At 42.3% G+C, this 18220-nt stretch carries 22 protein-coding genes; 10 read left to right on the top strand and 12 right to left on the bottom strand.

What is annotated here, in order from left to right; all coding sequences use genetic code 11:
• Window positions 1–34: 34 nt before the first annotated feature.
• Window positions 35–910, bottom strand: a complete 876-nt coding sequence (locus FHS45_RS07480; protein WP_062442546.1) for a dimethylarginine dimethylaminohydrolase family protein — start codon at window positions 908–910, stop codon at window positions 35–37.
• 215 nt (window positions 911–1125) lie between these two features.
• Between FHS45_RS07480 and FHS45_RS07475 the strand changes: the two genes are divergently transcribed.
• The 3 genes from FHS45_RS07475 to FHS45_RS07465 all read left to right on the top strand — a co-directional run bounded on the left by FHS45_RS07475 (window position 1126) and on the right by FHS45_RS07465 (window position 2104).
• A complete protein-coding gene (locus FHS45_RS07475) occupies window positions 1126–1326 on the top strand; it encodes a hypothetical protein (RefSeq protein WP_062442549.1) in 201 nt (66 codons plus the stop codon).
• A 104-nt stretch (window positions 1327–1430) separates the two neighbouring features.
• On the top strand, window positions 1431–1643 hold the full coding sequence (locus tag FHS45_RS07470) for a stress-induced protein, KGG, repeat-containing protein (protein ID WP_062442550.1): 213 nt from the start codon (window positions 1431–1433) through the stop codon (window positions 1641–1643).
• A gap of 71 nt (window positions 1644–1714) precedes the next feature.
• Window positions 1715–2104: a KGG domain-containing protein gene (locus tag FHS45_RS07465; RefSeq protein ID WP_062442553.1), complete on the top strand. Its 390-nt coding sequence runs from the start codon at window positions 1715–1717 to the stop codon at window positions 2102–2104.
• 134 nt (window positions 2105–2238) lie between these two features.
• Here FHS45_RS07465 and FHS45_RS07460 read toward each other — a convergent pair whose 3' ends face one another.
• Both FHS45_RS07460 and FHS45_RS07455 read right to left on the bottom strand, forming a co-directional pair.
• The gene (locus tag FHS45_RS07460) at window positions 2239–2742 is read right to left on the bottom strand and encodes a YwgA family protein (RefSeq protein ID WP_062442556.1); all 504 of its coding nucleotides are present in this window, start codon (window positions 2740–2742) and stop codon (window positions 2239–2241) included.
• 13 nt (window positions 2743–2755) lie between these two features.
• Window positions 2756–4051, bottom strand: coding sequence for an HD domain-containing protein (locus FHS45_RS07455; RefSeq protein WP_062442558.1), 1296 nt, complete (start codon window positions 4049–4051; stop codon window positions 2756–2758).
• A gap of 246 nt (window positions 4052–4297) precedes the next feature.
• Here FHS45_RS07455 and lipL point away from each other — a divergent pair, with 246 nt between their 5' ends.
• Window positions 4298–5137: an octanoyl-[GcvH]:protein N-octanoyltransferase gene (gene lipL / locus FHS45_RS07450; protein ID WP_062442561.1), complete on the top strand. Its 840-nt coding sequence runs from the start codon at window positions 4298–4300 to the stop codon at window positions 5135–5137.
• A 115-nt stretch (window positions 5138–5252) separates the two neighbouring features.
• Window positions 5253–5495, top strand: coding sequence for a hypothetical protein (locus tag FHS45_RS07445; protein WP_062442564.1), 243 nt, complete (start codon window positions 5253–5255; stop codon window positions 5493–5495).
• A gap of 449 nt (window positions 5496–5944) precedes the next feature.
• Here FHS45_RS07445 and pta read toward each other — a convergent pair whose 3' ends face one another.
• Window positions 5945–6916, bottom strand: coding sequence for a phosphate acetyltransferase (gene pta / locus FHS45_RS07440; RefSeq protein ID WP_062442566.1), 972 nt, complete (start codon window positions 6914–6916; stop codon window positions 5945–5947).
• Window positions 6917–7136: 220 nt separating this feature from the next.
• Between pta and hemQ the strand changes: the two genes are divergently transcribed.
• From hemQ to FHS45_RS07425, 3 genes are all read left to right on the top strand, one after another.
• On the top strand, window positions 7137–7880 hold the full coding sequence (gene hemQ / locus FHS45_RS07435) for a hydrogen peroxide-dependent heme synthase (RefSeq protein ID WP_062442569.1): 744 nt from the start codon (window positions 7137–7139) through the stop codon (window positions 7878–7880).
• 358 nt (window positions 7881–8238) lie between these two features.
• Window positions 8239–8808, top strand: a complete 570-nt coding sequence (gene gerQ / locus FHS45_RS07430; RefSeq protein WP_062442572.1) for a spore coat protein GerQ — start codon at window positions 8239–8241, stop codon at window positions 8806–8808.
• Between the two features lie 127 nt (window positions 8809–8935).
• Entirely contained in the window at window positions 8936–9184 is a 249-nt protein-coding gene (locus FHS45_RS07425) for a hypothetical protein (protein ID WP_062442575.1), read from the top strand.
• 2 nt (window positions 9185–9186) lie between these two features.
• Here the strand turns inward: FHS45_RS07425 and FHS45_RS07420 are convergent, their stop codons facing one another.
• From FHS45_RS07420 to FHS45_RS07400, 5 genes are all read right to left on the bottom strand, one after another.
• Window positions 9187–9555 carry a DUF423 domain-containing protein gene (locus tag FHS45_RS07420; protein WP_062442578.1) on the bottom strand — a complete coding sequence of 123 codons (369 nt, stop codon included), beginning with the start codon at window positions 9553–9555 and terminating at the stop codon, window positions 9187–9189.
• Window positions 9556–9567: 12 nt separating this feature from the next.
• Window positions 9568–9900, bottom strand: a complete 333-nt coding sequence (locus FHS45_RS07415; RefSeq protein WP_062442581.1) for a YwdI family protein — start codon at window positions 9898–9900, stop codon at window positions 9568–9570.
• A 255-nt stretch (window positions 9901–10155) separates the two neighbouring features.
• Window positions 10156–10629, bottom strand: coding sequence for a GNAT family N-acetyltransferase (locus FHS45_RS07410; RefSeq protein WP_062442583.1), 474 nt, complete (start codon window positions 10627–10629; stop codon window positions 10156–10158).
• A 4-nt stretch (window positions 10630–10633) separates the two neighbouring features.
• Window positions 10634–11977, bottom strand: a complete 1344-nt coding sequence (locus FHS45_RS07405; RefSeq protein WP_062442585.1) for a sodium-dependent transporter — start codon at window positions 11975–11977, stop codon at window positions 10634–10636.
• A gap of 115 nt (window positions 11978–12092) precedes the next feature.
• Window positions 12093–12299, bottom strand: a complete 207-nt coding sequence (locus FHS45_RS07400; RefSeq protein WP_062447579.1) for a hypothetical protein — start codon at window positions 12297–12299, stop codon at window positions 12093–12095.
• Window positions 12300–12379: 80 nt separating this feature from the next.
• Here FHS45_RS07400 and FHS45_RS07395 point away from each other — a divergent pair, with 80 nt between their 5' ends.
• Complete coding sequence (locus FHS45_RS07395; protein WP_062442587.1) at window positions 12380–13114, top strand: YwaF family protein; 735 nt, start codon at window positions 12380–12382, stop codon at window positions 13112–13114.
• Window positions 13115–13706: 592 nt separating this feature from the next.
• On the opposite strand, the gene FHS45_RS07390 is transcribed toward FHS45_RS07395, so the two are convergent.
• Genes FHS45_RS07390 through coxB form a run of 3 tightly spaced genes read right to left on the bottom strand, consistent with a single transcriptional unit; the run spans window position 13707 to window position 16901 of the window.
• Window positions 13707–14282, bottom strand: coding sequence for a cytochrome c oxidase subunit 3 (locus FHS45_RS07390; RefSeq protein WP_062442597.1), 576 nt, complete (start codon window positions 14280–14282; stop codon window positions 13707–13709).
• On the bottom strand, window positions 14275–16200 hold the full coding sequence (locus FHS45_RS07385; RefSeq protein WP_062442599.1) for a cytochrome c oxidase subunit I: 1926 nt from the start codon (window positions 16198–16200) through the stop codon (window positions 14275–14277). The genes FHS45_RS07390 and FHS45_RS07385 overlap by 8 nt, the downstream gene beginning before the upstream one ends.
• Before the next feature lie 23 nt (window positions 16201–16223).
• Window positions 16224–16901, bottom strand: coding sequence for a cytochrome c oxidase subunit II (gene coxB / locus FHS45_RS07380; protein WP_062442601.1), 678 nt, complete (start codon window positions 16899–16901; stop codon window positions 16224–16226).
• 348 nt (window positions 16902–17249) lie between these two features.
• Here coxB and FHS45_RS07375 point away from each other — a divergent pair, with 348 nt between their 5' ends.
• Window positions 17250–18023, top strand: a complete 774-nt coding sequence (locus FHS45_RS07375) for an STAS domain-containing protein (RefSeq protein WP_166761382.1) — start codon at window positions 17250–17252, stop codon at window positions 18021–18023.
• Window positions 18024–18220: the final 197 nt, after the last annotated feature.

The following is an 18220-nucleotide window of genomic DNA, read 5'->3' as shown; positions in this document are numbered from 1 at the left end:
TCCCGGGCTGCACAGGTGCCCGGGGTTTTTATAATCATTTATTTGTAGAGCGTTGTAACGGCATGGTACAGCAACGGAAAGACCCACCAGATTTGATGATTTCCGAAAAGTCAACTTCAATGACTTCAAAACCTTTATCCCTCATGGCTTTATTAACCTTTTCATTTTGAGGCAGACTGATTACTTTCCCGGGCGCGATCGATAAAACATTCACTCCCATTGTAAACTGTTCATCCTCCTCTACTTCGAACAACTCATAACTATGACTTAGCCTTTCATATTCTTCTTGCCGTAATGCCCCAGGAAAAATCAACGCATACTCAGAAGAAAGAATGTTGAACACACAATCCAGGTGAAGGTATTCTTCTTTTATCGGTACCGCTGTCACCTGATGATTTGGCAGCAGCTCCTGAAGACTTTTCACTCCAGATTCATTGGTGCGGTCACTTATCCCAACCCATACCTTGTTCTTATCAATTATGATGTCTCCGCCTTCAATCGTCCCCGTTTGAATTTTTTCCCAATAAGAATTTTCCTGCTGCAAGGTTTCCTCCAGCAACTCCTCTTCTCCTTTACGAACTTCGTTGCCCATATTGGAGACGATTACTTTATCATCAATGCAAACTCCGATGTCTCTCGTGAAAACTTGTTCATTATACTGCTGCGCAGGCTCTAATTCGATCACTTCTATGTTGTGGCTGCGCATCACTTCCACAAATGAGTGGTGCTGTCTGCACGCTCTTTCAATATCTATATTTTCATCGACATATTTTTTTTGCGTTTCATTTATTGCTTCTTCAATCTTCATATATGCAGGTGAGCAGACAACGACTCGTTTTAAAGAATCGAACTCTGACCGGCATCCGATTTTTTGATTCCGTTTATTTTTATCCCTGAATACTACGGACAACTTTACCACCTCTATACGATTTATTATTCACAATAATTCCCTGTTTCGTATGAAACAAACCATCTGCAACATTCAATACCATTTATTTTGTCCTAAACCGTCTGATTCATTATTCACATCTTTCACATTGCCAGTTTAAATATGTAGAAGATTGGCAATTGAACTTATGTAGCATTCAAGAAATTCAAATTTCATAAGAAAAGGAGGTAACCCGATTGGCAAAGGATAAAAGCGACCAAAAGCAGATGGGCTATGATGAATCAGGTCCTAAAAACAAACGTAAACCCGAAGAAAAATATAATCCATCCAGGCTTTCTAATATTGCAGATAAAGATGAACAAGATCCTGTCAGCCATAAATATAAACAGGATAATTTCAAAGATGTCAGGAAGAATGACAACCCTTCTGATACGTAAAAATTACAAAATAATTACAGGAAAGTAAAAAAAAGGTATTTAAGTTTTAAGTTTAAAAATAGGTGGTAACTTTAACAACAACTACTCAAAAGGAGGTTTCAACAATGGCTAACAACAAAAACAATAATCAAAAAATGAGTTATGAACAAGCTGGTCAAAAAGGCGGAGAGAAAACAAGCAACAAATACAGCCAGGAGCACTTTGAGGAAATCGGTAAAAAAGGTGGAGAAAAAGTAAGCGATAAGTACAGTAAGAAGCATTTCGAAGAGATTGGCAAAAAAGGCGGCAGAAATTCCAACTCAAACAATAATTCTTAATTTGACAAGGCGATCAAACTTCATTGTTTGACATATAAGCGACACATAATCATTATAAGGAGGTTTTTTCATTGGCTAACAACAATAAGAACAACAACCGTAAAATGAGTTATGAGGAAGCTGGTCAAAAAGGCGGAGAGAAGGTAAGTAACAAATACAGCCAGGAACACTTTGAAGAGATCGGCCAAAAAGGCGGAGAAAAAACGAGCGAGAAGTATAGCCAGGAACATTTCGAGGATATCGGTCAAAAGGGTGGAAAAACAACAAGCAGCAAATACAACCAAGACCACTTTGAAGAGATCGGTAAAAAAGGTGGAGAATCCACCAGCCAGAACAAAGATAAAGATTTTTATCAAGAGATTGGAAAAAAAGGCGGAGAAACAACAAGTGAGAAGCACGGAGAGGAATTCTATGAAGATATCGGTAAAAAAGGCGGTAGAAATTCCAACTCCAACCGTTAATACTTCTCACCTGATGATATAGAGGGCTGTCCTGTGACGAGGGCAGTCCTCTTTTGCATAGGGTTATCCCCTGATGCGCCTTCATTATAACAGAATTAAGTTCATGTGCAAACAAAAGGCCATACTTCCCATTATCAATGGGTGGTATGGCGTATTTCTTCGATAAAACCCCAGGCTTCTTCTATTTCTTCCTCACTATAGTTCTGTTTACTTTTGACAGTAAATACCTTTTCCTCTACTTCTTCACGAGGAAGATGCTCAAAATACAACATGGTGGAAACAAGTTCTAAAAAGCGCGAACTTTTTTCTTTCATCTTTGCCACCGGTTCTCCGATATCCGGGAATTCGACCTGGTAATGATTTAAAAAATCCTTTCCAGCATCCGTCAATCGGTAACGGTATTGATAATAGTTCTTCTTTTCTTCTCTCGTCTCATTAATAAAACCTAAATTGCACAATTCCTCAATTCTCAGTGTCAATTCCTCGGAATAAGGACCATAAAAATGAAACTGATAGCGATCTTCAAATGGCACATCGCACTTTTTTAGTATATAAATAATCTTTTGCAGCTTCTTTCTTCCTATTATTTCATCAGAGCTTGCGAAGAAGTGCATTAATTTCGCATGATTTTCTAACACAACGGCTCATCCCCTATCCGTACAAAATTTCCAGGATCCGCTTTTTAGTCTTACTACGATTGGACATTTCCTCCAGGCGATCAAGCGGAAAATATAGTTTATGATCGGTCCGCTTCTTCCCTGAGATCGATTCGACGATTTCTGATTGACGGGAAAGTTCTTTCAATTCCTGATTCGGCATCAATAAATGAATCGGCAGACGTTCCTCTTCCTCTCCAGGACGATAAAAATCATATGGTAAATCGGAGCTTGAGTCGACGACAAGATAATAATCCGGATTAAGGCCGGCTTTGTTAAATAAACGATAGAGCTCCATCCACTCATTCATTTGGAGGTTCGGATTGAACTCAATATATTTAAACAGGCGACGATTCACGAAACGTTCGCATAAATCACTTAGAATTGGATCTTGTTCATTGATCCAGATTTGAAAATAATACATCGCGACCGCTTCATCTAACTCTAAGTACTCTTTCAATGTAGGTTTTTCTTTAAAAAAAGATAAAAAATGGGTCGGCTTTAATGAAAATTCGTATCCTGTTTCATGAAGTTCTTTAGCACGATGGAGGATTTTTGAAAGAATCACTTCCGCACTCCGGGTCACTGGATGAAAATAGACCTGCCAATACATCTGATAGCGGCTCATGATATAATCCTCAACCGCATGCATGCCACTTTCCTTGATGACTACCTGATCTTCCATCGGACGCATCACCCTCAAAATGCGTTCCATATCGAAGTGGCCATAACTGACGCCAGTAAAATAGGCATCACGCTGCAGGTAATCCATGCGATCCGCATCGATTTGGCTGGAGATCAAACTGACGACTAATTTATTATGGTAAGTCTTGTTGATGACATCGGCTACTTTTTTGGGAAAACCATTTTCCACTTTACTAAGTATGGCGTTGATCTTCGTATCTCCCAACAATATTTCCTGGGTAAAATCCTCATGATCGAGCTTGAAGACTTTTTCGAAGGAATGGGAAAATGGCCCGTGACCTAAATCATGCAACAATGCGGCACATAAGCACAACAGCCGTTCATTCGGGTCCCAATTCGGGCGGTCTTCGAAATTATGAATAATCCGACGCACGATTTCATAAACACCAAGCGAATGGTTGAAACGGCTATGCTCAGCGCCATGGAAAGTTAAATAAGAGGTACCCAGTTGTTTGATACGGCGCAGACGCTGAAACTCAGGGGCTCCGACTAAATCCCAAATGACACGATCCCTAATATGTACATACCTGTGAACGGGGTCTTTAAAAACCTTTTCTTCATTTAATTTTTCATCTTTATAAGCCATCGGCTACCCCTTCCAATCGCCATTTTTTTCTATTATAGCTGTTTTCTGCATTTAAAAAAACACCTTGACAGACAAGGTGCGTATTATTTTTGTCAGGGTATAGACTCCTGACGGAAGTCATTACCCATAATGTTCTTCTTTCCCTTTGAACCAATACAATATTTTACCGAGAATCCAGGATACATGCAAGCCAGTTGTTCTGTTATACTAGGAAAGGTTGAATGTGAACGGAAGGAGCATATCGCAATGTCTGAAATCCATCCTTTATTGAAAACAGAACAGTACCGCTTCATCGACCAAAGTACACTCGGGCCTGAATTCTCGGCGCTGCAGTCCTTCGCCATGGATGATGCGTTATGCATGTCCGTTGGGCAAGGTACTTCTCCCACTACGGCCCGTCTATGGGTGCACCATAACACAGTAGTACTTGGCATACCTGATGCAAGGCTTCCTTATATTGCGGAAAGCGTCGAATACTTAAAAACACAAGGCTACCAGGTGATTGTCAGGAATTCTGGAGGTCTCGGAGTGGTGCTTGATGAAGGCGTTTTGAACCTGTCGCTGATCTTTCCAGATTCAAAAACTGTTAATATTCATGAGGGATATGATGCAATGGTGGCTTTTGTCCGGTATTTATTTAAAGATTATACAGACCGGATTGAAGCGTATGAAATCACCCAATCCTACTGCCCTGGCACCTATGATTTAAGCATCGATGGAAAAAAGTTTGCCGGCATTTCTCAGCGCCGCGTCAAAAATGGTTCGGCTGTACAGGTTTATTTAGATATTACCGGTAATGGTTCGGCGCGTGGCCGTATTATGCGTGACTTCTATAAAATTGGAAAACGAGATGAAATGACACGCTTCCACTACCCTGATATCGATCCGGAGGTCATGGCTTCATTAAATGAACTGCTGGATACGGACTTAACTGTTTCCAAGGTTCGAGACATGATGCTAATGACACTGCATGAATGGAGTGGAGATATTTCTATGCAGCAGCTCGATGGCGCGGAAATTGAATGGTTCCATAAACGTTTCGAGCAAATGATCGAACGGAATAAGAAAGCGTTGGAATCTCTATAATAGCCGCCTAGCCACACACTTTCGATTTCTGTAACGAAACAAATACTTTCTTGTGTATCCACCTTAAGCTGCTTGGTCATGTTAAAATAGAAATAAATATTCAGGGGGTGGGGTTATGTTCACGATTTTCGTAATCATAGCTATTATTTTAAGTGTTATCGCATTGGTCGCTACGATTTATGTGGGAAAAGATGTCAATAAGACGATTGATAGGTATGAGCGGGAAGGTGACACGCCGGAGAATGAATTAGCCAGGTCGCATGAATATGAAAAAGCTTCTAACCTTCGAACCCTATCGGTGATTTATATCATAACTTTTATCATTACGATTGCCTTAGTTTTTATATTTATTCTTTAAGCCCTGTACTTCAAGATTGGTTTCTTTACATTTACATTGAGTAAATGTCGTCTGGGAAATAACTCGCTTTCCGCGGGGAAGACGGCAAGCCTCCTCGAGCTAAAGCTCTGTGGGGTCTTGCCAGACTATCCTTTCCCGCAGGACATTGATTTTTCATCCTGACTAATCCCACGCACGAAGAAAATGTGAATACATTTTCGAGGAGTCTCGCCATTTCCCAGACCCCATTACCACAAATAGAGCTACGAAACCATGCTCAAAAATAGACTGCACTAATGCTGCAAAAGGTTGCTAAAATGGTTATTCTAATCATTTTGATGATAGTAAACCGATTACAAAGAGACATAGCATTTTAATAGCTAACTTAATTAATATAACACTTCTTTTATAGAATTCGCCTAAATAAAGTTATTAAAAACGAGCCCCCCAGAGGAGGCTCGTTTTGTTTGTTATAGTGATTGTGCTGCTGTGATTAGGGCTAGTTTATAGACGTCATCTGCGTTGCAGCCTCGGGACAGGTCGTTTACCGGCTGATTCAGCCCTTGGAGCACCGGTCCTACGGCATCAAATCCACCGAGACGCTGGGCAATTTTATAGCCGATGTTTCCTGCTTCCAGACTTGGGAAGATAAACGTGTTCGCTTCCCCTTTTAATGGAGAATCTGGTGCCTTTTTCTCCGCTACTGATGGAACAAAAGCAGCATCGAACTGGAACTCGCCATCGATCATCAGATCTGGATTCTTTTCTTTTGCCACCTTCACTGCTTCTACTACTTTTTCCGTTTCCGGAGACTTGGCTGATCCTTTCGTGGAAAAACTCAGCATCGCGACTTTTGGATCAACATCGAATAGTTTCGCTGTTTCGGAACTTGCAAGTGCAATTTCTGCAAGGTCCTCGCTGTCTGGAGTCATATTGATGGCGCAATCCGCAAATACATACTTTTCCTCTTCACGGACCATGATGAAGACGCCGGATGTCTTCTTGATACCGGGTTTTGTTTTAATGATTTGCAGTGCCGGACGTACCGTATCGGCAGTTGAATGAACCGCCCCACTGACAAGGCCATCCGCTTTCCCCATATAGACAAGCATGGTCCCGAAATAGTTGCCATCCTTCAGGATTTCTTTAGCATCTGCTTCTGTCGCTTTCCCTTTTCGACGTTCCACAAAGCTCTGTACCATTTCTTCCATACCTTCATAGCTCTCTGGATCGAGAATCTCTGCGGTAGAAATATCAAGGCCAAGTTCGCCCGCCTTCTGTTTCACTTCATCTTCATTCCCAACTAGTACAGGAATCACTAATCCCTTTGTCCCCAATCGGCTGGCTGCTGTCAGGATTCTTTCATCTAATGCTTCTGGCAGTACAATTCGCTTACCTTTTCCATGAACTTTATCTGTTAACGTCTCAAAAAGATCACTCATATTTGTCCCTCCAATATCTTATCCTGTTATATATGATAAGACAATTTGTGTTTGAATGAAAGTATTATGTAGCTGAAACCAGTTTCCTCTATAAAATGTGTCAAAACCATGAATTCATACTAGATAATTGCTTCCTGCATGAAGGGGAGTTTTGATTATGTTATATTAATGAAGGAGAATACTACTAACAATAGTTTATTAATAAAGGAGCGTATGATCTATGCCAGAACCAGCGATTACCCTTGATGGATGGTATTGCCTTCACGATTTCCGTTCCATCGACTGGACTGCCTGGAAGATGGTTTCCAGCGATGAGCGTGAGAGCGCCATTCACGAGTTCAATCAACTAATCAGCAAATGGGAAAAAACAGAAAGCAACAAAGCAGGAAGCCATGCTCTCTATTCCATCGTCGGGCAGAAAGCAGACTTCATGATGATGATTCTCAGACCAACCATGGAGGAATTGAATGAAATTGAATTGGAATTCAATAAGACCAAATTGGCAGAATTCACTATTCCTACTTATTCCTACGTGTCTGTCGTGGAACTTTCCAACTATATGGCGCAAGGCAAAGACCCGGAGACAGACCCTGAAATTCAGGCCCGTCTGAAACCAATCCTTCCTAAGTGGAAATACGCTTGCTTCTATCCAATGGACAAGCGCCGCCAGGGTAATGACAACTGGTACATGCTTGAAAAAGAAGACCGTGGAAAAATGATGTACTCGCACGGGATGATCGGACGCCAATACGCTGGTAAAGTACGTCAGATCATTACCGGTTCCGTAGGCTTTGATGATTGGGAGTGGGGCGTCACCCTATTCGCACATGATGTCCTTCAATTCAAAAAGTTAGTCTATGAGATGCGCTTTGATGAAGTGAGTGCCCGTTTCGGTGAATTTGGCTCTTTCTATGTCGGGCATCTGCTTGAAAAAGAAGCACTCCCTAAATTCCTTTCCGTCTGAATATAATGTTTCTACAGCATGCAGCCTTTTCGGCTGCGTGCTTTTTTTATTTTCATAAACGATTAACCCGTACATATATATTTACAGAGAAGCTCATCTTGTGGAATCGAGGCGGGGTGAAAAGATGGCGGTGATTCCTTCTACGCAGAAAGGCGTGAAGTTATATTAGCCAGAGAACAACCAGAGGCAAAAGATACCACCCTGGCACTAGATCACTTTGTTTTTTATGCCTGAAGGAAGCTGTCCTGCACAATGGTTCGGACAAAGGAACTCGGGGCGGTTACAATCGCACGGCTTCTATTCCCCTTTACAAAGCGAGCGCCCAAATGTTTATTAATCACAAAAAGGAGTGATTGTATTGTCACAAAATAATAAGGAGAACAAAACTTTTTCTAACACGCAACAAAACCACCCTTATTATGCAGCAAACCCATACCTTTATTATTACCCTTCCTCCCCCGCACAAAGTCAGACAGGATACTATAAAGCCGCTAGAACTGACGGTGGGCAGCAGGGCATGGGAATGATGGATATGACAGGGGCAGGTCAACAGGGGATGATGCCCGGGATGATGTGGGCAGGTCAACAAGGAATGATGCCTGGAATGATGGGCGGTAATGGTAATCAAGGAGGCATGGCCCCACCTGGGACACCAGGAAGTACGCTCCAGACAGAAGAATCGTACATTGAAAATATTCTTCGGTTGAACCGCGGAAAAGAAGCTACTGTGTATATGACTTTTGAGAATAATGAGCGATGGAACGCTAAGATTTTCAAGGGTATCATTGAAGCTGCCGGAAGAGACCATATTATTTTAAGCGACCCGCAATCAGGAAAACGGTACTTGTTATTAATGGTTTACCTGGATTACATTACCTTCGATGAAGAGATTGAGTATAGCTATCCCTTCAATAATAACGGAAGATAACTGGCGAGTTACTCTCAAAAATAAACCTTAAGTAATCATTGTTCGTTTATATTCTTCCTACTCGTTGAAAAAAGCCACGCCGATTTCTCGTGCGTGGCTTTACCTTATCCAAGGTGGTGACATACTAGTGAAACACCCCTATGAAAAAATGCAGCGCTTCCAAGTACTAGCAATGGTGATCGCGCTCGTTCTCGCTATCGTAGCGCTCGCTCAACAGGCCTTTTCCTGGACCGTTTTAGCGATGTTTTACGCTCTTTCTCTAAGCTTTATGTTCGAGGCATTAGTAGAAATGCAAAAGAGAAATACGTTCAATTTCATTTCTCAGATCCTTCGCGGATTCCTGATTGCCATCTTTTCTACCTTATTATTTTTCTAAATTCACAGCATCCGTGTTACAGCTAGTCCCAGTAGCACCCATCCTACTAAAAAGGTCAAGCCGCCGAACGGGGTGATCATAGCCAAAGCCTTGATTCCGGTCGGCGCATATATATACAAGCTGCCTGAAAATAATACGATCCCTATAAAAAACAGCCATCCAGCTCCTGTAAGCAGCCCAGACTGGGTTTTCAGCATCAATATACCAACAGCCAAAAGCGCTCCGGTATGAAACATTTGATAGGTTACTGCTTTTTCCCAGGTCTTCAATGCTTTTTCAGTTATTTTGCCTTCCAGTCCATGGGCACCGAATGCGCCAAGCGCTACAGCTAGAAACCCATTGATTACAGCCAATAAGAAAAATAATTTCACGTTACTCTCCCCTTAAAAATCGAATATAGAATCACCATTTGCTTCATCATGCTCGTCTTTCTGCTTTTTCTTTTCTTTTTTTTGATAGCTGGACCCAGCCACATCGCCCATCATCGCCCGTACTTCATCCGCGGTCGGTTCCGATACATCCGTCGGATCGGGATATTTCAATGATCTGTCCTCGGCCTGTGGAGCAGGCTGGTGCCGGTCATCCAGCATTAGATCACACAATAAGCGGACAGCACGCACGTGTTCACGAACCGATGCTGTTTCTCCGTGGTTCACCATCGCTTCCTGTATCTCGTTCATCATTTTCTTTAATACAGTTTCGTTTGAAATAGCCATCGCTATGACTCCTTTTGTTATACTCCAATATTTTTACTGGGTTAAATAAAAGAAATACCAGGTCTTCGCCATAGGCGACTAGCCACATATTTCTAATGACAATCTCCCATTATGTAGTTTAACATGTTCCTGCATTTTCGTACTAGAAAGAAGATAAAACCGAATCAATCTAAAGGGTATCCTTACTTGCCAGGAAGAGATGAGAGGTTTCTTTAGGAAAGACAAATGAAAGGGTGGAAATATGTCTCCACCCCTTCAACTCAAATCCTTATTGTATTGTTCATAGCAGAGAAGGGCCAGTGTAATTCCTTCCTCTGTCTTTATTTCTTGTATTTGTTGAAAACCGTTCTTCTGGTAGAATCGCATCGCCGGTTCGTTCTTAGCACCAGTTGTAACCCAGCATTTATTAGTGGGATTCAAGAACAGTACACGGGATAGAAGTTCTTTTCCCAGGCCCTGCCGCATCCACCGAGGATGTACGGCGAGCCTTGTAATCCAAAAGTCTCCAGCCTCAAATGTATAGGCGACAAGACCCACCAATTTCCTTTCTTTATAAATACCTAAAAATGTTTCTTCTGCCCTGATGATATCTTTATACGTTTCTATCAACGGAGGCAGTTTGCGGTTATGGACATACCTCGCCTCCTGGTGATAAGAAAGCTGCTGCAACGCTTCGATCTCTATAGCAACCTCTTCCTTGGTATGGTCCAATTCAAAAATGATAGCCATCCGCTTACATTCCCAGAAGACCGATAGCATTCAAGAAGATCAAAATGATCAAAACAGGAGCGATATATTTCACGATTCCATACCAGATGGGACCGAATGCATTCCCGGTCAAATCCGTTGCTTCTAAAGCTGTGGCTTTCTTGAAATACCAGCCAACAAACAAAGCCATCGCTAACCCGCCAAGTGGTAGCAGGATATTGGAAGCGATAAAGTCCATCGATTCCTGGATATCCCGGTCACCGATTGGAGATACTCCGGCCCATACACCGTATCCAAGCGAGACAACCAGTCCAAGAAGGAACATGATAGCTCCAGTCAGGACACTCGCCTTTTTACGGCTCCAATGAAAAATGCGTATGAAATAAGCCACGGGTACTTCCAGAATAGAAATAGCTGATGACAAAGATGCCAACGCTAATGCAAAGAAGAAAACCAGTCCGACAATTCCACCGAACGGCATCTGATCAAAGATACCAGGCAGTGTTATAAATACGAGTGGTGGGCCTGAACTTGGGTTGATACCAAACGCGAAAACTGCCGGAAATATGACAATACCTGAAATGACGGCAAAGAAGCTGTCCATGACACCGATACCAATTGTGGCACTAGGCAGTTTATTCTCCTTTGACAAATAACTTCCATACGTAAGCATAGCTCCCATACCAAGACTTAATGAGAAGAAAGCCTGTCCCAAAGCGGCTAAATAGACCGCCGGATTCATTAATGCAGACCAGTTCGGCTGGAACAGAAAGCGCACACCTTCCATTGCACCCTCCAGGGTCAGGCTGTAAGCTGCTAATCCAATCAACAGAATGGCCAAGGTTGGCATGAAGATTTTATTCGCTGCTTCAATTCCTTTTTTTATCCCAACCAGGACAATCCCGATGGTCATCACCATGAATAATGCATGCCAAAACAACGGCTGCCATGTGTGAGAAATAAAGCCGCCAAACGCTGCTTCATATCCGCCCTCAGGAGTAGTAAAGAAATCGCCGGTTACATACTTCCATAAATAATAGACAGACCAGCCTGCTACCACACTATAAAAACTTAAAATCAAGAAGGACGCGGCCACCCCAAAGAATCCTGAAAAGAACCAAGGTGTCCCAGGTGATAATTTTGCAAATGAGCCAACTACGTCACTTTGCGCTTTTCTCCCAATACTTACCTCTGTCAATAGTAACGGGATACCAATTACGAATACAAAAAATAAGTACACAAGCAAGAAGGCACCCCCGCCATTTTCACCGGCAACATAGGAAAATCGCCATATATTGCCAAGTCCGACAGCTGACCCCATTGCCGCGAGCATAAACCCGAGCTTGGAGGCCCATTTTTCCCTAGCCAATAGTATTCAACTCCCTCACTCAATTTTCTAATCTTTGTTAAATATGCCTCAGCATATCATAAAAATATCATTCCGACGACCTATATTCTGAAATTTCATATTATTTACAGGGGGATTATATCCTAAAATCCAAAGAAGAGCTCTGGGATGCCGGCTGATCGGAAATCTGTTTCTCCCTGAATTGTAAACACATCGTTCCAGTCGTTTTCTTAACAAATTCAGCTGGCATTTCTCTTGTTTTAAATCCATAAGCCTTGCATCCTCTAGGAAAATCAGTGTTCCAGGTAGTAAAGAAAAATTCACAGCGGAAGCAGTTGATCATCTTGATCACTTGTCGCCCCTCCTTTTAGCCTATGTTAGAATAATAGCATAACAGCATTTATGATAATAGGATGATTAGCTATGAATCAATGGTTCAGCAGTTACATGGATCAGCCCTTTTCTATGTTCGGCGTTAGTCATATTGCCATGCTGATGCTTTATTCAGCTGGTTTAGCGCTGCTAGTATTCGCTCATAAACAGCTACGAAAACAGCAGACGAGCTACCAGATTGTTCGGTGGCTGCTATTCGTCCTTTTAATTGTTTCTGAATTCTCTTATCAGACATGGGCTGCTGTCCACGACTTATGGAGTATGAAGGAATACCTTCCGCTTCACTTATGCGGGGTTGCTTCTCTGGTGGCTGCAGCTGCACTAGTTACCCAGCATCATAACCTGATAAAAGCCACCTATTTCATTGCTGTTATTCCAACTCTCATGGCCCTTGTAACACCTGATCTCCCTCATGACTACCTTCATTACCGATTTTGGAAGTTTTTCTTTCATCACATGGCGATATCCTGGGCAGGAATTCTACTCATCCTTGTCCACCCGGTCACCATCACTTGGAAAACAACATGGAAGGTGTTTGGGCTGCTTGTTTTATACGCTATAACGATAGGCTTCGTCAATCAGGCACTCGGTTCAAATTACTTATATTTATCCCGGACACCGGCTGTCGAGACCCCTCTCGAGTGGCTAGGGAGTGGATTCTGGTATTATATTAATCTCGGTCTCCTGACTTTTGGATCCTTTTGGCTCCTTTACTTCATCTACCGACTTTTCATTAAGCTCGATTCAGCTTCTTACGATAAATAAAGACCCATAGATTCGGGTCTTTTTAATTAATTTTCATAATAGTCTTATTCAACAATAAGCCCGAAAAGTCGAAGACTTGATTTCGAGATATCAAGGGTTCTTTACCATAAAAGAGTCAGGGGTGGCTGGGAAACTACTCGCTTTCCTGTGGGGGAACTGGCGAGCTTCCTCGGGCTATCGCCCTGTGGGATCTCGCCTAGATCCTTCTCCCACGGGAGTCTCGCAGTTTCCAACCACCCCATTTGAAAGATGAGAGAAACGAACCCCTGCCATATTTGAAGATGTCTTCTACTTTTAATGGATAATTGAAGAAAGACGCGGTTTTTCAGCTCACATTTCATGCGTAACTCGTCGCTCACTCTTTGATTAAAGATATACCGATTTTTCCGTTTCTCTCATAAACTCCAGGAGGGCCGGGAAATTGCGAGACTCCAATGGGAGAATAGTACATGGTGAGATCCCGCAGGGCTCTTTAGCCCGAGGAAGCTCACCGTACGCCCATGGAAAGCGAGTGGTTTCCCGGCCCTCCAAACCGTTACTACCGTAACGGAAACAACATATCTCGAAACTGGGCCTTCAATTAAAGGGAGCTTTATATTAAATAAGGAATATAGACGATGATGAGAATGCCTACCCAGATGATATCGACAAAATGCCAGTAGTAATTGAAGATCTTATGCTTTTCTTTGAAGAGATTATAAGGCAAAAGCTTCCGTTGGATTAACAGGACGATCATCCAGAAAAGTCCGAACAGAACATGGGAGGCATGGAGACCGACCAGCACATAGAAAGAAGATAAAAAGTTATTGGTCGAAATGGTGTGCCCTTCTGTAACAAACGTGTGGAATTCATGCACTTCAAAATACATAAAGATAGCACCGAAAGTGAATGTGATCAATAAACCGGTAAGAATCATCTTTATATTCCGCCGATCCATCCCTTTTTCCGCAATCATTAATGTACCACTGCTCGACAAAAGGAAGATAGAAGCCAGGACTACCGTTTTCACTTCGAAGACTTCACTTGGATGTGGTCCTTGCGGAGCTGGGGTATAAATCAAGTATGTTGCAAACAACGTCGCAAACATGACGGCTTCTACAAAAAGGTAGATAAAGAACCCCATCCGTTTATCACCAAACAAGTCCTTAGACATCGTTTTACTATTCATCGTCCTGTTCCTCCTTCCTATAAGCCTCTGTCCGTTCATCATTAAATGCACGTAATAGGAAGAATCCTAATGAAGCAGCGCCGCCTAAGATTTGCATCCATACCCATCCATAGATAAAACCGAAACTCAGAATCGTTAATGCTGCTGACAGGACAAGTGGCTGTACTGTACGGACGGCTATCGGTGAAGTGCGCGGATGATCTTCAATAGGAAGCGATCTTTCTTCCTGTTTCGCCCACCATAGCGCATCGCGGCGGTCGATAACCGGCATTTTTTCGAATGGGTGTTCAGGTACAGGTGATGGAACTGACCATTCCAGCGTCCGGCCATCCCATGGGTCCGGACCTACATTTTCCTCTTTCGTCCGGTGCGTTTTGTAAATGTTCCAAAGCACAAACAGCATGCTTGCTCCCATTAAAAACGCTCCGATCGTACTGATGAAGTTATAGACAAAAACGCCATCTTCCCATGTATAGTCATAGACACGACGGGGCATGCCGTTTAAACCAGCTAAATGCTGCGGGAAGAAAGTCAGGTGGAAACCGATCAGGAACAACCAGAAATGCCATTTTCCTAACTTATCATCGAGTACTTTACCGGTCATTTTCGGATACCAGTAATACAGCCCGGCGAACGCCCCAAGCACAGTGGAGCCAATAATGACGTAGTGGAAGTGAGCAACGACAAAGTAAGTATCGTGATATTGCATATCCGCTGCGGCAGATGCCAGCATAACACCAGTCACCCCTCCCATGACGAACGTAGGGATGAAGCCTAAGGCAAACAGCATCGGAGTTTGCAGTCGTATGACACCCCGTCTCATCGTAAACAGCCAGTTGAAGACTTTTATGCCGGTAGGAACGGCAATCATCATCGTCGTAATCGCAAAGAATGTGTTGGCAAATGGCCCCAGGCCGACCGTGAACATATGATGGGCCCATACCATGAAGCCTAGCAGTCCAATCAGTGCAAGGGCGATAACCATGGATGTGTATCCAAACACATTTTTCCGGGAAAAACTAGATATGATATCAGAAAAAATACCGAACGCCGGCAGTGCCAGGATATATACTTCAGGATGACCGAAAATCCAGAAAAGGTGCTGCCAATAAACAGGGTGTCCCATTTCTCCAAGGAAAAAAGTCGCCCCGTAAAAACGGTCGAACTGTAATAACAGTAACGCAATTGCCAGTACCGGAAAGGCAACCAGAATTAAGAACGATGTAATCAAACTCGCCCATGGGAATAATGGCATCCGTGTCAATTTAAGCCCCGGAGCCCGCAGCCTGAGAATCGTCACAATCATATTGATAGCTGCAAATATTGTACCCAGCCCCGACACTTGCAACCCAAAGATATAATAATTATTATTTGGCCCACTCGTAAATTCATAGGTTGATAATGGCGCGTATGCAGTCCACCCGGCATTAGGTGCAGCATTGAAAAAGAAAGCCGCGAAGAATATCATCCCGCCAGTTAAAAATAAGTAGAAACCGATGGCATTCAAAAACGGAAATGCCAGGTCATTCGCTCCAATTTGAAGGGGAACAGCGACGTTCATGAGTCCAATCAGTAAAGGCATGGCTACAAAAAATATCATCATCGTACCATGCGTGGTGAATACTTCATTATATTTATCACCTTGGAAAACCCAGAATTCATTCTCGGCTGTAACCAGCTGCAACCGGATAAACAAGGCATCTATTCCGGCACGAAAAAAGAAAAGCAATGCAAAGATGATATACAGCATCCCAATTTTACGGTGGTTCGTGCTGGTGGCAAAATCCCACACAACGGGCCAATAGCGTTTCTTAGTAAACCAATATAAGGCAAGTGGGGCTCCAATAATGACGGAAACCCAGGCGGCTATTACGTCAGTAGGTAATACTATCAACTCTCCAAATAAGTAGAACTGCATATTTTCACCCTTTTCTCCCCCGATTATTCTTCAAGCCACTGTTGAAATTCTTCCTGGTCAACCACTTCCGTTTCAAATCGCATGTCTGTATGAAGGGTTCCGCAATATTCCGCGCATTTCCCCTGGTATGTTCCCTCTTCGTTTGGAGTGATCTTCATTTGATTTTCTTCCCCAGGCAAAACATCTATTTTCCCGCCTAACTTAGGAACCCAAAAAGAATGAATGACATCTTTAGAAGTTAAATGTAAAACGACCTCCTGATCGACTGGAAGGACTAAATTCTTGTGTGTTTCTTTACCATTTTCATACCCAAACGTCCATTGGTACTGTTCTGCCACTACATTGACATGAAGTGTATCATCCGACGTGGCACCTATATCAGAAACATCATAAGTAATCATCACCGTAGGGATAGCCAAGCCGATCAGCAAGATGATTGGCAGCACGGTCCAAATGATCTCGAGCGTCCGATTCCCTTCTTCATGCTTCGGTATATCGTATCGGTTTTTTTCAGTCTCTCTGTATTTCCATATAAAACCAATGAAAAGGATCGTCACTACTAGTACAACGAACATCATAATGCCAAAACTCAAATAAATTAAAAAGGCCTGATCAGAAGCTGTTTGGCTTTTCGGATCAAGCACACGCAGATTGCACCCAGAAAGGATCAGCAACACTGCCATCATCGCAAGTTTTTTCATAATGCCACGCAACCTTTGCAGATAAATTTTATTAGGAAAACGCTAAACAAGACTTATCTTTATTAAGGTAAAAAAACGTTATTATCCCTTTAACCTATCTATTTAGCTATCAAACATGTATTCTCAATCAATAATTGGGTATAAACGGATAAAAACCCATTGAAATAACCAGCACATTTACAATTGTCATGATGATTTAAATTTACTTAATTACGGTGACAATATATAATAATAGTAATTTATTGCTAAAAGGGACTGAATTGCTTTATGGTGCAAAAAGAACATGTGGTATTCTTCCAAAAGAAAATATCCGAGAATGTTGATGAGTTGACTGAAAGAATATTCACTATGTCTCAACATAGATACCCAGAAGAGCTTGCGCGTTTGTCAGAAGAAGAGCTCAAGAATAGTAAAAGAATTGTACATCAACTATTCGAAACCATCGCCAAAACCATGCTGCACGTGGAAAAATCAAACGAAATCGCGACTCAATGGGGGGAAGAAATCGGAAAGAATTCTGTAACCCGAGGGGGCTCTTTGAGCCAGGCCTTAGAAAGAATCGGAATATATAAAGAAGTGTTATGGACATTTATCGAGGAGCAATCTCATGAAACGAATTATGATTTCAAACATATCATCGAAGTAGTAACACGTACGGATGATATTTTCAATCATATCGTTCATGGTTTCAGCTTGAGCTTCGCCAAAGAAGAAGAACGCATCCTTAAGAATTATGAAGAGAAATACTTAAAACTTTCTACACCAATTGTCCCTATAAAGGATACAGTCGCCATCCTGCCGATCATCGGGGAGATTGATCAAAAGCGGGCCGACGTCTTGATGGATGAGACCTTAAAAGAAGTAAGCAACTGGAATATCGAATGGCTGATTATCGATTTGTCCGGAGTTTATGACGTCAACAATTCGTTCATGAGTCATTTGTACCGCCTGCTTGATTCCTTGACTTTGCTTGGAATCACTCCACTCCTTACCGGTATGCGGCCGGACCTTAGCATGCAAGCAACCAAGCTTGGAATATTCCAGTCCAGTAAAAACCGTGTAACGACTTGCTCTTCATTGAAACAAGCTATTGAACTGCTCGACAAGAAAAATATATCTTAGAAAAACTTGGCTTGTCGCCAAGTTTTATGGCGAAAGCCTTAGTATTTTCTTATACTTTAATCATTTAACAAAGTTAAACTTTCTTAAAGTATTAAATGAAACAGGGGCTGTCCCATAAGTCTGTAACAGACTAATTGGGGCAGCTTTTTTCGTTTATTGTTGATATCGGAAAAGTGGGGCTGGGAAACGATTCCCTT

Origin of the sequence: Thalassobacillus devorans (assembly GCF_011761345.1) — a bacterium.
GTDB classification, from domain to species: domain Bacteria; phylum Bacillota; class Bacilli; order Bacillales; family Halobacillaceae; genus Thalassobacillus; species Thalassobacillus devorans.
This window is presented reverse-complemented; position numbering and strand designations above follow the sequence as displayed.